Genomic DNA, 16,278 nt, shown 5'->3' on the forward strand with positions numbered 1-16,278 from the left:
TTTGAACCTCCTGAAATCACGGTTAAGAGTTAACTTTCATGCCGGTGGTGTCTGTATCCAGAGCGCCGACTCCGGTGCTGACGGCATCGTTGGAGTTTTCCAGCGGAACGGTGCTGGACTTGGCTGCAGAACCCTTGACCTCGCCGGTCTTGATGCTTCCGGAGGCTCCTGAAACGTCATCCTTGGCGGCGCTCTGCTCGTTTTTCGAACCGTGGGCGCCTTCCTTCACCGAGTCGACCTCGTTTTTCGAAACCTTAAGGTCCTCCTCGCCCACCGGATTCCGCTCGTTGATCTGCGACGAGGTAGAGATCTGCAGAGTTGTTTCGGTAACATTCCCCGCGGCGTTCGTGCTCTGCTTCGTCACTTCTGTGCCAATAATCTTGGTAAGACTGCTGGCATCGTCATCATCGACATCGATGAGGTTGTTTTCCTCGATAATTTTCATGTCATTGGACACATTAGGGCCGATGAGTTCCTTCTTGGAGGTGGCTGACAGCGTCAGGTTTGTTCCGGTAAGAGTTACGCCCATGGAATTAACGTCCACCGATGAGGTTTTGACCATGGTCATATTGGATGCCATCAGGATTACGGCCTTGGCTATCATGGCGGTGGTTCTGACAGAACTGGTGGTCATCAGGTAGATGTCGTGTCCGCTGACATAGTTGTTTGCCAGATTGCGTGCGGTATAGCTGTTATCCTGGTCGATGTTCTTGACGATAGTGTTGGCTACGAGAGCCTCCAGCACGTCGGCCGCGTCCATGGCGATGGCGATGCCTGAAACAATCAGGGTGATAACGTCCTTGGTGCCGCGCGTGCCGCGGGTTCCGGCGAGCTTCCAGTTATTGATGGCTGTAATGGTATCGGCCACGATTCCGGAAATACTGTTGGCATACCCGGCTATGTCATTGATAATCGAATCCGCCATCTGGGAGGCCTTGTTGTTCACCGCCGTGCACGGGATATTGGCTATGGCCTGCATGGTTCTGGTTGTGAGTCCGGTGATGGTCCGTATGAAGGAGGGCCCGTTCATGGTGCTGATCTTGATGAGCGGGGCGGAAATCACTCCGAATCCCGTTTTGGTGCTGACACTGCCGCCGAAGCTGTCCGCGATGCTGCTGGACATGAGAGATTTGGCGTTGAACTGGTAGCCGGAAACGGTGACTCCGGAGGTAGGGCTCAGCACAATTCTGGCATCCCAGGGGGCAATCTTGTACTTGAAGTAGGATACCGCTGCGGCAATGGTATTACCGTTGATATTGATGGTGGAGTTGCCCACCTGCAGGGTAATGGTGGAATCTGCAGTAATGACCACGTTCTTGGCGGCATGGAGCTTGACGTTGCCTCCGGCATTGACGGTGACATCCTGAGAGCAGCACCGTTCCAGGCTGCTGGAGTATTCCCGGAGTACGCCGTCAAAGAACAGGGCCCCCGTGGAAAGACCGAGAATGGAGGAGAGCGCCGCATCGTCAGTCAGCACGGGGTTGCTGTCTTTCATGCTGGTGATGACATCCGATATCTGCTTGATATCCTTGATGCTGCCTACCAGGGTATTGGCCAGAGAGGACAGGGCGGTATAGGCATTGGAAAGCTTCAGCTTGGCGGCGTCCACGTCCTTGCCGCTGGCGATGGCCTTATCCAGCTCCGTGCGGGCATCGGTAACAGCCTTCAGATCGGTATCGATGGAATCCTTGTTGAGGGTGTATATCTCCGCAATCTTAATACTGTTGTACCGGACGGAAAGACAGTTAAGGAAGGTTTCGAGGCGGTTCTGCATAATGAGGTACTCAATAAGCAGTGCCGAGCTGGAAAACCTGGTGAAATTAAGATACTGGTTTGTGACATCCCGGCTGGAGTTGTCAGTCTGCCGGTCGGTATTGTCACTCCCCCGGGGGTCCACTCCGCTGGCCAGGAAGCTGCTGTGCATGAGGTCGTCCCGCATTTCCTTATGGAACGTCGGAAGGGCGTTTCTGTCCGGGAGATAGCCCATAAGGTAGTAGCTGCCGCCGGCCATGATGATGAGTATTTTCTGGGCAATCTTCGGGAAATTTCCCAGGGGGGCCGAACCGCCGGAAATGCTGATGTAGTTTACCACCACGGCGTTTGCGGCGCCGTCAATGATGGCATAGAACATGGCCGGGAAGGCGGTGTCATCATCGGAGGCCGGGACGATCATTCCCGGCTTCGTATCCCCCGATGAGGACCCGTCTCCGGCGCCGTACTGTCCGGCGGCATCGCATACGGTGGCCCGGTAAATCAGCGGGGCGCTTTCGCCGGAAGGATTTGCCGTGAGCGCCGCCTTTTCACCGGCAATCCGGTGCATTCCCAGGCCCTGTCCCGGACGGGGAATGCCGGTGAGCTGAAAGGCGCTCTCGGCGGTCGGGTTCTCCGGGATTCTTCCGAAGCAGCACAGGGGGCCCAGGGTGTCCTGCGTATCATCGGGCAGGGGAACAGCCACGGCGACAAGCCGGAGCTCCTGTTCCTCCTGGTCATAGTCACGGGCCGCCTTAAAGCCTTCCGGAAAGGCAATATTGAAGCTGAAAGCTGCGCGGACAAGAAGATGACTCTGACTGTCAAGCCTGAGGGAAAGTCCCGGGGCAATGGCAAAATCGCCGGCGGAAATAATCTCGTGTCCGGAGGTAAGACGGTCCAGAGCCATACAGGAATCTGACGCAAAGGAGGCAATGCTGTCATTGGTGCCGCTGCCTTCGCCGCGCCTGCTTTCGAAGCCGCCGGTGAATACCGGGCTGTCGGTGTTTTCTGACTGGAGCGCCTCTTCATCGCCGTCAATGTTTCCGGCTCCCATATAGCCGGAGTTCACGAGCCGCGTCAGGGACACCGTGCCGCTGCCGAAGTTTTCTGAAGTCTGCTCCCCGACGGTACAGGGGATTTCCTGAAGACCGGTCAGGGTGTTTCCCGTGATCTGGGTGGCATTGCTGACCCGCCAGCCTCTGGAGAATACCGTAAGGGCTTCGGAAAATGCCGTGCTGTCCTCCGCCGTGCTGCTGTCCGTTTCGGCAAACTCGAAGAAATAGTTGAAGCCGTAGTTGAAGCAGATGCGGTTTATGAAATTGAGGTCGGTTTCGTTGTTCTGCTGCGCAATCTGTCCCTGATCCGGAATGCTGTCGAAAAGCGCATTGTCAAAAAGACACTTGAGATGGTATTCTTCAAAAATTCCGGTGATGATATCCGCCGGCGTGCTGGAGGAATCAAAGCTGCGGGTGCGCCGCTTCAGCCCCATAAGAACCATTTCCGGCTCCAGGGTGATTTCGTATCCGTAGCAGTCATCACCTGCAAAGCTGCCTGAGATGTCCGATACCAGACCGAGGGATTTGTAGGCGGTGATGATGCCCTGGAATTTCCGGCCGCGGTATAGCAGCCCCGCCGTGTTGTACTGCATTACGGCCAGCTCTGTCTTAACCCGGAGACAGGAGTCCAGATCCTTTCTGGCAAGCTGTTTATCGGAAAATAGCGTGATTTCCGCCCGGAAGGGTATGCTTATGCCTTCGTTAAGAACGCAGCGATACGGAACGGCATCAGACAGGGAACAGTCCCTGATGTATGAGATTTTAATTTCCTTCTTAAGCATAATGAGCTCCTTTCCACGGTACGTGGATACGTGCGGGTACCATTGCCTCTGTATGTTCCCGGACCTGCGGTGCAGGACTGTCAGTAGGCAGACAGAAGCGGCCAGTTTTCAGCGGAAGGCCATTCCTCCGGAGTCAGCATTTTTTTGCTGAAGTATATCTTCAGGAAAATGACGCTGTCATCGCCGTCAAAGGAGCTGACCTTCAGAGGAACATAGGAGGCCTGTCCCCTGTCCTTGCCGGCAGCGTCATTTTCGGTATCTTCATCCAGATGCACCAGGTTTTCGTCAAGGTACAGTCTGAGCGGGGCGTAGCGGCCCTTAATGGCAATCTCCGCCTCCGCGCCCTTGTCATCGGAATAGCGGAAAAACCGGAAGCGGATCCCCTCGGCATCAGCCCGGCCTTCGTAGATGACCTTTTCCGGGGCATCGGTAACCAGGGAGCTGAAGCGTTTGGCCGGCAGCTTTCCTGAGGTGACATCCATGTAGCGGAAGCGCAGGGCTGCACTGGCCATATCCTTGCCGTATACCTTTTCCAGCAGGGCGTTCTGGGTGCTAATGTCCGGAATGGCGATCTTCGCGATTACCGGATGCTCGGTATCCCCGAAGGTTTTCAGAATAAAGTCCACATGCTCAGCCCATGCGGCCACTCCGTCTCTTCCGGCCTGGATTCCGGAAAGCAGGGGCTTCTGCATGGAATCAACGCCCTCATCGGCAGCCTCCGGCGGCAGCTTCGCGGTATCCGGGGCGGCATCCTTTCCGTCATTATTTCCTGAGGCGGGGCCGGACTTGACGATTCCGTAGCCCATAAGCCCCTTGCGCAGCTTCTGCATGTCCTCCGGAGGAATGACCTGACCGCTGGTATTGCCGTTTCGGAGCACCGGGAAGTAATAAAGCCGGTTCTGGAATTCCGAGAGGGAGGCTATCACGGTGGTGCCGGCTTCGGACTTGAGAAGATGGATGCCCTGTCTTACGAAGCTGTCCCACCAGGGCATGGTGTTCTGTGCCCCGTTTTCAGCCATGAGCAGGGTGTAGTCGTTGCGCACGGCCTTCCTGCTGAGTCCGGAGACATATCTGTTGGCCTTGATGGGGTCCTCGGGCAGAAGGGCCCAGGAGTTCAGAATGTTGGTGCAGGCCTGGTTGTAGCCGAGATCCAGCAGCTTCTTGCGGGCCCCGATTACCTTCAGGGCGTGATCCCTGCTGGCGGCGCCATTGGCAGACAGCACGGAATTATGTATCCCGGACAGCACGTCAAAGGCCATGCTGTAGATGTCACGGAGCACGGCGTTGATTTCGTAGGCCCGGCTGGCCTTGCTGAATTCATGGAAGCCGTTATAGTCGCGGAAAGCCGGCTTGATGCTGTCAGCAAAGGAAGCCCAGTAGCTGACAAAGGAGTCGGCATAGCGGGTTACCGTGCGCTGCAGCTTCTTAAGACGGGGATCGTTCTGAATATAGGAGGCGAACATCACCGAGGCCCGGCCGCTGTCCCGGGGGGCCGCGCCGTCCTTTTTGCCATCCTTTCCTCCCTTTGCCTTGCCGTCATATTCCAGGAGAACGGCCAGGGGGGTAATCAGAATTTCCGTGGCCCGGGGTGCATACTCCTCGTCGACATCGAAGTTTCCGAGAGCTCTTCTGGCGGAGGCGGTATCAATGTAGTCTCCGAGAACGTCTCCGTCAGCGGCAGTGATTTCCCGGGCTACTTCGGCCACAGTGGTGGCCATGCGGCCGTCTTCCGGATAGAACTTCAGAAGATTTTCCGCGAGATGCACCCGGGCCAGAAACTCCTCGTATTCCAGGAAGGTAGCAGCGGCATCTGCAATATGAATGGTATTTTCCAGTTCCTTGTGGATTTCGAAAAATTCTTTGAGATTGGCGGCCTTGCTCTTAAAAATATTCCCCAGATCCTGGAACTGCCGGGCGAAGTTTTCCGGCTTCCTGAGAGCCACCGGGAGTTCATCCTCATTCACATAGATGATTTGCATGAGGTCGGCAATAATGCGGTAGTTGCAGGGCTGGCTGGGGCCGGCACCTGCCTTTCTGTTGAAGACATTGCTGTTTATGATATTCTGGAGCCCGGCCTTGGTTCTCTGATAATCCTGATCAAGATTTTTCAGCGCCCGATCCCGGAAGCCGGCGAGGCTGGCGGAATCTGAATAGCTGCGATCAAGATGCCTGCCGATTTCGGAGCTGGATTCGATATAGGCGATAAATGCCTGGAAATCATCCTCCAGAAGCTTCCGGTAGGCATAGTGGCTTTTATCGAACAGTGCCAGCCGCTGCAGATCCAGGGTTTCCATCTCCCCGGCACCGCCCTTTTTCTCCGGAAGGAGCGGCGTGGAGAAGCTGTTCAGGAAATTTGCATAATCGCGATCCAGAAGCTCCGCGGTGTTCATGGCATAGAAAATTTCCTGCCGGAGCTCCCGGTAGTCGGCAATGGCGGCTTTCGGGTCGCGTTTCCCCTCGTCCCGGGCAAAATCACGCATATGCTTTACCGTGGTGATGAAATCACTGCCGTATTTCACAATGGCCCGGAATGACTGATAGTCGGATTCCGGATAGGCGTTAACATCCTGAAGCTGCTTCACCAGATTCCGGATGCCGGTGTTTATGCCCGGGAAGAAATCCTTGTAGAGCATAATCTGGCGAATGGCGTTTTTGGCAAAGCTCTGGTTGCCGTCGGTAATGTCGCTGAGCTCCCGGGCGGCCTTTACCGAAACGTTGGGATACATGGCGTTCACGATGCCTTCCAGACATGTCTGAATGACGTCCGTGCTCTTTTCATGAACATGCCGGTCGGCATCGGACAGCGAGAGATGCATGCAGTCCAGCAGGGCGTCGGCCCGGGCTTCGGTGAAATAGGAATCGTCGTGCTGCAGGTTGTATACAAAGGAGGTGGCAGCCGGGAAGAAAATCATGTCCGAGGCCATCTGGTTGTAAATAGTCTCCCGCTCGTCGTGATACAGGTTGTTGTAGTCGTAGAACAGGTAGCTGCCCGGCGCGTAGATGAGCGGCAGGGGGCGGTCGGCCAGCAGGGTCAGCTTGGAGCTGGCGAAGAAGTTGAATCTGGTAACTCCCGTCATGCCGGTCATGATGCTGTCGAAGCGGTCAATGCCCTCGCCGGTTTCCCGGTCGACATCCAGAAGCGGGGAATCCAGGAGCGCATGGGTTCTGAAGAGGGTGGCCATCTGGCGGTAATACTGGGTGTCAGCCTCCAGATTGCGGGTAATGAGATGGTTTCCCAGCACGGCTCCTGCCAGGTAGTTGAGGGCAAACAGGGACAGGGCGATTCCCACGGCCAGCGCGGGGACGTGGCGCCGGATGATTTCCTTTCTGGTGAATCTGGCCCGGTGATCCAGATCGTTAAGAGACGATCCCAGGAGCGCATCGCGGAACAGGGACTCGCCCAGGGGATCGTGTCTGCCGGAAAGCGGGGCATCCTCGGTTTTTACATGCCTGAGAGCGGCGAAGGCAGCACTGAAGCACATTCCCTGGTCGGAGGAGGAGCAGAAATAGATGCCCTCGGGAATTCCGGGGAGAGTGTCACTGTCCGGATCGAAAATTACCCGGAGATAATGGCAGAGGGTATCTGCCAGGGCATTGACCTGCTCCGGGTAGGAAAAAATCCCGGAAGTGATGTCGATACGGCCCTGGGCGGTATAGCTGGCATCCACCGCCTTTTTGGAGAGGAGAAGCCCGTAGGACGTTTTTTTAAGGGCGAGGATATATTTGTTCCAGGCTCTCCGGAACAGAATTTCATTATAGTGACCGCCGTTCTGGGCAAAGCTGGAGAGATCAATGCCGGTCATTTTTTTTCTGGCAGCGGTGATCCCGGAAAAGAATTCCCGGAAGCCCAGGATGCAGTCGGCCTTGGTAATCACTATTCTGACCGGCAGATTCATTCTGACGGTTCTGGAAAGCCGGAGCATTTCCGAGAAAATCAGTGAGGCCTTCTTTTCAGTAATGCTTTCACTGTCGATAATCAGGGCATCGGCAGGAATGGTGAGAATGATGCCGGACAGGGGCTTAACGGCATGGCTGCTTCTGATAAGATCGCAAATGGAGTACCATTCTGCGGAGGAGCCGCCCATCCAGTTGTCAAAAAACACATTTCCCCGGACATCCAGATAGACCCGGTCCCGGTGGATATGGAAGTGCAGGGGTTCGGTATTGCCGGGATCCTGCTCCTGGCGCAGGCTGACGGTATTGAGAGTGCCGTCTCCGAAGAGGGATGTCTTGCCGGAAAGCGGTTCACCCAGTACGGCGTACCAGGGCGTCCTCTGCTTTCTCTGGCAGTGCACCTTTATATAATCCTGGGCGGTTTTGAAAACCAGCCTGATGAGCTCGTAGTTTGCTGCAAGATTCTGCTTTCCGCGGGAGGCTCCCTTTTCGCCCGAGACCATGCGGGAAAGGTTGGACCAGATCATGAGGTCGTCCTTAAGAGACCGGCGCTCCTCCTTGAGAGCATGGCGATGCCGGAACCTTTGGATTACGATATAGAGGACGAACGCGGCAATAATAAGGAGAATGATAAAAATCAGAATGCCCAGCGGCGTCCCGAAGAGGGCCGACAGAAAATCGGTTCCTTCATGCAATGCTTCTGCTGCGGCGCTGCCTGTTACATTATCCATTTTACTTCCGCTCCCTGTTATCGGCCTGGTCTGCCGGTGCTGTGCTGTTGCTGTTTGCGGATCCGGCGGTACCGCTGTTCTGCGGGTTGCCGTTCCAGCCGGTGTCCGGATTATGCTCCGGGGTCTTTAGATCATCCCCGGCCTCCGGGCCGGCATCATCAAGGTCATCCGTATCCGGGGTGTACGATCCGGAAGTGCCGGCGGCACTGTCTCCGTGTCCGGCCTGAAACAGCAGATTGGCCGTGTCATTAAGATAGTCTTTGCTCGGGGAGGCCATGCGGAGAGCCCTCATGACGCTGTTTCTGAAGGGGGCGGTATTGACGTGCATGGTCAGAAGATTGAGCCCAAAGGAGAGTGCTGTGATAAGCGCGATCACGGACAGAATCTTAAGACTCCGGAAGGAATGCCAGGAGCTGTCTTCCCCGGAATAGTGCCCGGAGTTCTCGGTGCATATCGCGTCGTAGCCTTTTCCGGTCTCATTCCCCAGAAGTCCGGCGCAGGCCTGCATGCGCTTTATGACCTCCACCGGTTCTCTTTTGTAGGAGCCGTCGAAGCCCAGCCCCAGCATGAGGTAGTAAAGAACGAGAACTCCGGGATCCTTTTCAACCTTTATGGCCTCATCCAGGAGGTCAAAAAACTTGTCGTCGCCCGAAAGCTCATTGTAGCTGTGAGCCAGAGGAACATAGTCCCGGGAAAAGGCGAATCCGGATTCCTTGACGGTATAGTCAATGAAGAAAATCAGGGGGGCCTCGATTTTCCGGAACTGGGCCTTCAGAGTTTCGCTCTTTTCTGCGCGCTGTCTGGCCTCGGAAAGAAGGCTGTTTATTTCGGCGGAAAACTCTTCATAGCGAAGCTGATAGCCGTTCTGCTCGTAGATGTAGTAATCGCAGAGCTTGCAGAGTATCGGACCTATGATTCCGACGATTTCACTAGATTCCATTACCGGCTCCTTATGCGGTTCATTCCTTGCCGTTTTCAATCAGGATATACAGTCTGGCGGTGAACCTGCTGTTTATGGAGGGCGCATAGTCCAGCACCATGGCCCGGTCATCCATGATATAGCGCCACATCCGGGCGGATTCGTCCTTCATTACCTTGAAGTAGACGGTATTGCTGTTCATAACCGGAAGGTAGCGGGGCGGGAATCTGGAGTGGGACAGCCGGACTCCCCGCACCCGGCTGTCGATGGATCCCTTGTCAATAAGACGGAAGCTGTCTCCGGACTCAATCTCCCCGATAAGATCCTTCCAGGAGAGGTCTCCTTCAAAGGCGATGAAGAAGTCTCCGGCCGATGCGATCATTTCCGGGGTAAATTCGGCAACAAGCCGGGAGGCTCCATCCTCCTGAACAAAGTCCACGGTGATGAACTCCGCCTTGCCTCCGGCGTTCAGAAGCACGCCTATCTGCCGCACCGTCTCGCTGAAAATTCCGTACAGGTTGTAGTGGTCATAGGCCGGAATCTCGCCGTTGTCCGACAGGGGGGACAGTGCCCGGAGCGAGGCCAGAAGACCAGACAGCACACTGTAGAGAGCGAAGGGCGTGGTGCGGTCCGGCACCAGAAGACTGGCAATACTGCTGACGGAGACATTGAGAGTCTGGAGCTGCATAATTTTCAGGATCGTGGCTCCGGTGGCAAGGGCCGGCTCGAACCCCGAGTTTTCCAGATCGCTCAGAATGCGGGACCGGCAGCTCCGGAGCTCGAACAGGAGATCCCGTACCATGGCGAAGATATTGGAATTCACGGATAGCACTACCGTCGGCGGGGTATAGGCAGCCACCATTTCCAGAACCGGTCCGGCGCCTTCCGTTGCGGTCCATTTCAGCTTCAGGATCGGGAGTACCGTGCAGTCGGAGGCCTTGCGGGGATCCGTGATCAGCCTGACGTTAATGCTCCTTTTGAAGACGGTGGTTTCGTTGTCGCCGGTGTTTTCATCCACACAGGAGGTTTCATGAAGCAGGTAGCGGCGGCGTTCATCGGAGCCTCTGGCGCAGAGATTCGGTTCCATGACGGAATAGCGGGGGACGGCCAGGTAAACCATGATTTCGGAGGCTGAGGTTCTGGGACCGGCGCTGATTTCGCAGGGGGGAACGGAGCAGTTTCCGGGCATTGACAGAAAAAGACCGTCGGGCATTACAGCGGACAGGGCACTGATAATAACGCGCCGGGACTTCAGAGCCTCCCTGTCAATTTCCAGGTCGCAGATCCCCTCACTGTAGGGAATGGCCAGCCCGGTATGGGCGCTTAAGGCGTCGTTTATTATGCGTTGAAACTGCTGAAAGTGGTGCGGCTGCAGAAAAAGCCCCTCACTCCAGTGAAGAAACATGGGATATTTCACAATCTTTTTTCCTTATATCGTCTATTTCAGCCCGCCTGCCGTCCCGGATATATTTTATTCAGGACGGTGAAACGCTTTCATTTCTTTAACGGGATGGCAGGGCGCATGGTTACAAAACTGTCAGTGATTTTCCGGCGGTTCGGATCCGGGAGGAATCTCACGGCAGTCAAGCTTGCCGCCTTTGTTTTGGGAAACGCAGCGGAGCTCCACGCTCTTCGGCTGCTTTTCAGTTTCCGGTGCTTCCGGAAGGTCTTCCTCGGCATCCTCCCTGGTGGTTCTGATAATTCCGGTACCGGCAATTTTAAGATGGAGATCCGGGCTGTCATCAAAAAAACCGGTTGGAATTTTATAGACAAACTTCCGGGGATCCAGACTGGCATCGTCCTTTTTGTCAGTGTCCTTCTTCTGGGGATCACCGGTCAGCGGAAGATTCACCAGCACCACCAGATATTCAGGAGATCTTCCCATCAGCTTCTGGTATTCCGGGGAGCCGGAGCTCAGCTTCTTTTTGCGGAGACTGTTGTCGGAGAAGCGGTAGGTAACCGGACCAAAGTATTTCCGGAGAGGGCTTTCCGATTCAAAATACCGTTCCTGAGAGTATTTTGAGAGCTTGAGGACATCCTCCTGTCCCGCTCCCAGAATATCAACCTCGAATGAGGGATAATACCCGTAGGTCCGGGCCAGATCCTTTGACGGATAGATACTGACATCAAAGCTGGCGGAGGTTCCTTCGCTCGAGGAGCATCCTGAAACGCCCCCAAGAACAGCAGCGGCGGTCAAAAGCAGAATGGCCTTCATACGTCTATCCCTTAAAGCGTTCAAATTTCCGGGCGTCCTCGGACGGGTTTTCATCCGCTGTACCGGGATCCCGGCCCAGGAAGCCGTCAAAGGCGGCGAGACCAGGATTTTTGTGGGGCGGTTCGCGGTTCTTCATGAACTCGGACCAGTTGTTCTGGCCGAAGGCCACCTCCCGGCCGATATTAAAATAAAGCTGCATTCTTTCCTTGAAGCTGCGGCTGCCGCCTTCGGCCAGAGCGCATTTCATGATAAGTCCCTTCATGCCGTTGGGAGCCAGCTCCGGCGGAGTTTTTACCACCTGCTCCATATTGGGGGTGAGGTTGCCGTAGCACCAGAAGGTTATGAGCGCGGCCAGTCCCTCGCAGGTTTCCGGACACTCGTTGCCGCAGTTCAGACAGTAGGTGGCATTCTGATCCGTCGGGGCGGTAATGCAGGCATAGACCGCATCCAGAGCCTTTCCGGTCTGTTCCTTAATCTCGCCGGCTGTCTTTACCGGGCAGGCCTCCTTGATTTTGGCCACTGTGTCCAGACGGATCTTTTCGAGCTTTTCCATAAGCTCCTTTTTCATCTGGTATATCGGTGCTTTCTGCTGGGCTTCTGCCGGCATGGCCATAATCTCCTCGGCCTGTGCCACGGCTTTGGCCATCATTTCATCCGGATCCATGCCGACAATTTTTTTAAATTCCTCATAAACCTTCTTTTTAAGGCTTGTATGCTGTTCCCAGACTCCCGGCGGCAGCTGCTGGATAAGCTGTTCGGTATTCATCTTGATGGTGCTGAGGCTGCTCTGAAGCCTGACATATTCAGGATCTGCCTTGTAATCGTAGGGCTTCTGCTCCGGCATTTTGGCCCAGTCCGGGATCTCCGGCTTTTTCCGGGCACCAATATCAGAAAGATCCCGGGGCTGGTGAGGTTTTTCCAGAAGCTCCTTATTTACTGACAGGACGCAGCAGTAGGCCCACCAGGCCAGCGCTCTCTGGTGAATGTTGCTGGCCAGAAATTCCGTAGCTTTCTGGTAAAGTCCGTCTTCAGCCAGCTTTTTCAGGTAGTCCTCGGCCAGGGGATATCTGATGGCGAGATCGCGCAGTTCAAAGGGAATTTTGTAATGGGAATTATCCACCACTTCCTGTACTGTCTTATGCTTCATCAGTACAAAGTGTTCGTTGAGCCAGTCAAGTTTGTCAGGCATTTTTGGCCTCCCCTGTTCATTGGATTTTGGTCATTATCGCACATCTGGTCAGGACTGCTTATGGAAATCAGTCCGATTTATGACCGAAGACATGCTGATGGTTACCGTAGTTACTGTTCCCGGTGCCGGGGCGGATATCAGATGGGTTCCCTGTCCCAGCGCTCCGGATCCGTTCAGTGCAATCCGCGGTATGGTGCCGCCATCAATATGCAGCTCCAGATGAAGCTGGCAGTTTTTCCGGAGGTACATGGTAACCAGATCGTGCATCTCCCTGAAGTAGCGGCTTTCGGGCATATACATCAGGCTCTCCTGGTAGCTTACCGGCCCCAGTTCAATGCAGAGATCCTGGGTTCGGGTCCGGTAGTGCGTTCCGATCTGGGCATTCAGGCCCAGTACTGAGGTGTGCGGATCTCCCAGCTTCATTCTTACTTCCTTCGGCATGAGGTGGAATTTTTCCACAAACTCCCGGACTCTGATTCTTTTTCCGAAGTGCGCCTTCAAAATATTTTCCAGACCTTTTTTGTTGCGGCTTCCCTGAATAAGAATGGCGGTACGGGCCAGTTCGGTGCCGGAGGCCAGTGCGGTGCCGGACCGGATCGTCTGGTGATTAAGACTGCGGAAGGTGTCCAGGAGCCGGTCGTCCTTACGGTCAAAGGATGACGCCATTTCAAACATGCTGCAGGCCCGGTAATAGAAGGTCAGAAAGCGGTGATTGATGATGTCGAGAAAGCGGCGTATTACCGGATCGGCATTGTTAAGAGTGCGGTGGTAGACGTAGTCAGTCACCTCCAGCGGCATGGGGCCGTTGGGGCCGAGAAGTCCGAAGAAGTATACCATAATGTTCAGGAGTTCCCGGCCTTCGGAGGAGCCGCCGCGGGTTACGGAATGGATTTTTTTGTCCGTAAAGCCCAGAAACGGCATCTGTCCGAAACGCACCGGCTCCAGAGAGGGGGACTCGGCCTCGCCGATGCGCGGGAGATCCCTGCTGAGATTTTCCAGCAGCCGGAGCAGGTAGCAGAAATCCGGTTCCCGGCCGCCGGCGTTTTCCTCGGAGAACAGTTTTATTAGTCGGTCAGACTCTTGCATGAATAAATAAGTCCTCTTTCATCCGAACAGATATCAATGGTCAGGGGAATGTTGATATCCCGGTAGGTCATTATCAGGGAGGCCAGCACCTTGGAAAAGGTGAAGAATCCCGCCCCGTCCAGATCCCGCTGTCTTAGAGTCAGCTTTATCTGGTAGCCCTGCTCAAAAAACACCACGCCCCGGCTGATAAAACGGTATACCCGGTTACTGATCCTGATATCCAGGATGGAGGACTTGAGTCTTCCTGTTTCCTCCTCGGTGCGGAGAGAGAATACCGAGATGAGATCCTTCAGATTGCGGAGCAGATTTTCCTCGCCTCCGGCAATAACCGCCGCAAAGTTGCACATGATAAAGGAGAGTCTGCGGAAATCGCTGGGGCTGCCTGCATGAACCAGCGGTATCCGGGGGCGTGTTACGGTGGTGATAATGTCCGCACTGTGAATTTTTCCCAGAGACTGGGTGTTCAGCCGGTTTCCCAGAGACAGTCCTGACGGCAGATCGGCATTGGTTACCAGGCATTCAGCGGAAAACTGAATTTTCTGGTGCATGTTTTCCAGATAGTCTTTTCCGGAAAAGGTGAGAAACGCCTCATGCTTTTTGTAGGCCCGGACTCCGGAACGCTCCTGAGCGCTCATCCGGGGCCGGCGGTTTACCGTGAAGAAATTGCGGTATTCGTCGCCGGACGCCGGGGCGGCATGAGCTGAAAAGAACGGATAGGCCTGAAACAGCGGCAGCCCCGAGCTGTCAAAGAAATCGGTCCGTTCCACATAGAAGACCTCATAGTCAGTCTGCCGGGTACTGTCCACGTTCAGATTGATTTCATGCTCTCTGTTCAGGAAGGTTCTGGAGGAGCGGTGCCGGAACAGGTTGATGAGCGGAATCACGTTAAGGAGGAGTGCATCCCGCGTCAGTCTGGCGTCCTGCCGGAAGCCGTGTTCCCTGCTGAATATGAATACCAGCGATGCCTCATGGGAACTTATGTCCTGGAAGGCATTTTTAAGTCCCCTTATTCTCAGATATTTCATGACATCCGGATAATTCATGTAGATGCTGAGGATGCTGATTCCGGAGACGCTCAGAGCCTCCCGGGAGAGGGCGTTCTCTGTGGCGTCCAGTACCGCTAGTTCCATGGTGATGCCGTCCAGGCGCCGGTAGGAGCCGTCAGCTAGTCTGAGAAAGACTCCTCTGAGAGCGGTCAGAAAGTACTCCGAAAGCGCTGACGCATCCTGGGCGGTCATGTTTATGTAAAGATCCAGATAATCCGGGGCAATGCTGCCCAGCGTGCCGGAGCCCTCGGCGTGCAGGACCAGAGTCAGGGCGTTTCGGTAGCCTTCCTCTGTGAGATCCGCGATTTCGCTGTCGTGGTCGGAAACCCGGAGATCGCCTATGGACAGAGCATGGATTTCCGTTTCGAAAAAGTTCTCGAAAACAACGGGCGTGGTGCTTTCGGCTGTGGTTTTGGAAAACCGGCTCCCCGGAGCCACCCGGAAGCTGCCGTTCTGGATCTTGGAAAGATCCTGCTTGGCGATGGCAGCACTGCAGAAGGCGGGTACCGGAGCCAGCACTGCCGGACATGACGCATAGAGTATGGCCTCAAGAAAGCGGGAGTAGCCGCGGTCCATCTGGTTTTCCACCCGGGCCCCCAGAAAGGCCGCTCCCTCCAGGAGCCGTTCAATAAAGGGATCCTGACACTCAATGGCGTTAAGATCCAGCCGGGCGGCCACATTGGGAAATTCCCGTGCGAATTCCGCGCCCAGCCGGCGAATGTAGGAAAGATTGTCGCTGTAATATGAAAAGAATTCCCTTTCCATTATGAATCACCTGCCTTGATGCTGGATCTTCCGGTTTCCAGCTCCATATAAAAGTTGCAGGAAAAGCTATCCTTGAGTGCGTTGATGGCGAACCGGGCCTCAATATGCAGCGAGAAGCTGCACTTGTCGGTATTCTCATCCTCGAATCTCGTGATGACAAGGGTGTTGGGATTCAGTCTTGGTTCGAAGCAGCGGATCTGCCAGGCGATTTCCTTGCGAACCATTTCGAATATTTCCGGATTGTTGTCAAGACCGCAGAAGTCAGAGAGCCCGTAGCACAGCACCGAAGTTTTTATTTCCGGCCATTTTTCCAGCTCTTCGGGGCGGGGGTGCATTCTGGAGCTGAAGATCATTCTGAGATTGGTCAGGACTTCCTCCTCCATATGCTTCTGAAAATAATCCTCCGGGGCACATCCTTTTTCCGGGATTGCGGCATCAGTGAGTCTGGAGAGACCGCAGGGCTGGTATCTGTCTCCGGCGTAAATCTGTTTGACCATGAAAAAATGAACCTCTGAATTTTCAGGAATTCCGAACCGGGCGGAACCCGTCAGAGACTATCATAGCATAACCGGAAAACTCTTTACCAAATCATTATACGGGAAATGTTTGCGGGATCTTATGTTTGCGGGCGCCGGAAAATCCGTACGGTTTCAGGCGGCGATTTTGAGGACACAAAAAAAGACAGACCGTTTCCCAGTCTGTCTTCTGTTCCGGAGCGCCGGCATTACTGCGGCTCCAGATCCTGTCAGGCGTTCTCTACCTGGTTGAAGGAGGCTTCAACAGCGCCGTCCTTGGTATTGTCAGGCTTGATGGCGGTGTACTTCCAGGTGATCTTGCCGGCTACAAT

9 protein-coding genes are annotated in these 16,278 nt (G+C 55.0%); all 9 read right to left on the reverse strand.

Annotation, left to right across the window (positions count from 1 at the left end; genetic code table 11):
- Nucleotides 1–22: 22 nt before the first annotated feature.
- Entirely contained in the window at nucleotides 23–3,586 is a 3,564-nt protein-coding gene (locus tag F557_RS0116450; protein ID WP_020621257.1) for a phage late control D family protein, read from the reverse strand.
- A gap of 80 nt (nucleotides 3,587–3,666) precedes the next feature.
- Nucleotides 3,667–8,211 carry a type VI secretion protein IcmF/TssM N-terminal domain-containing protein gene (locus tag F557_RS0116455; RefSeq protein ID WP_019003306.1) on the reverse strand — a complete coding sequence of 1,515 codons (4,545 nt, stop codon included), beginning with the start codon at nucleotides 8,209–8,211 and terminating at the stop codon, nucleotides 3,667–3,669.
- A 1-nt stretch (nucleotide 8,212) separates the two neighbouring features.
- Nucleotides 8,213–9,151 carry a DotU family type IV/VI secretion system protein gene (locus tag F557_RS0116460; protein WP_019003307.1) on the reverse strand — a complete coding sequence of 313 codons (939 nt, stop codon included), beginning with the start codon at nucleotides 9,149–9,151 and terminating at the stop codon, nucleotides 8,213–8,215.
- 19 nt (nucleotides 9,152–9,170) lie between these two features.
- Nucleotides 9,171–10,547: a type VI secretion system baseplate subunit TssK gene (gene tssK, locus F557_RS0116465; protein WP_157617937.1), complete on the reverse strand. Its 1,377-nt coding sequence runs from the start codon at nucleotides 10,545–10,547 to the stop codon at nucleotides 9,171–9,173.
- Between the two features lie 120 nt (nucleotides 10,548–10,667).
- Nucleotides 10,668–11,345 (reverse strand): hypothetical protein, encoded by a 678-nt coding sequence (locus F557_RS0116470; protein ID WP_019003309.1) that lies wholly within the window; start codon nucleotides 11,343–11,345, stop codon nucleotides 10,668–10,670.
- 4 nt (nucleotides 11,346–11,349) lie between these two features.
- Nucleotides 11,350–12,534: a DUF6931 family protein gene (locus F557_RS0116475; protein ID WP_019003310.1), complete on the reverse strand. Its 1,185-nt coding sequence runs from the start codon at nucleotides 12,532–12,534 to the stop codon at nucleotides 11,350–11,352.
- Between the two features lie 48 nt (nucleotides 12,535–12,582).
- A complete protein-coding gene (gene tssG / locus F557_RS21580; RefSeq protein WP_019003311.1) occupies nucleotides 12,583–13,620 on the reverse strand; it encodes a type VI secretion system baseplate subunit TssG in 1,038 nt (345 codons plus the stop codon).
- The gene (gene tssF / locus F557_RS0116485; protein WP_019003312.1) at nucleotides 13,599–15,431 is read right to left on the reverse strand and encodes a type VI secretion system baseplate subunit TssF; all 1,833 of its coding nucleotides are present in this window, start codon (nucleotides 15,429–15,431) and stop codon (nucleotides 13,599–13,601) included. Before tssF ends, tssG begins: the two co-directional genes overlap by 22 nt.
- Nucleotides 15,431–15,928, reverse strand: coding sequence for a GPW/gp25 family protein (locus F557_RS0116490; protein ID WP_019003313.1), 498 nt, complete (start codon nucleotides 15,926–15,928; stop codon nucleotides 15,431–15,433). The genes tssF and F557_RS0116490 overlap by 1 nt, the downstream gene beginning before the upstream one ends.
- Nucleotides 15,929–16,278: the final 350 nt, after the last annotated feature.

Source organism: Succinimonas amylolytica DSM 2873 (assembly GCF_000378405.1).
Lineage (GTDB): Bacteria > Pseudomonadota > Gammaproteobacteria > Enterobacterales > Succinivibrionaceae > Succinimonas > Succinimonas amylolytica.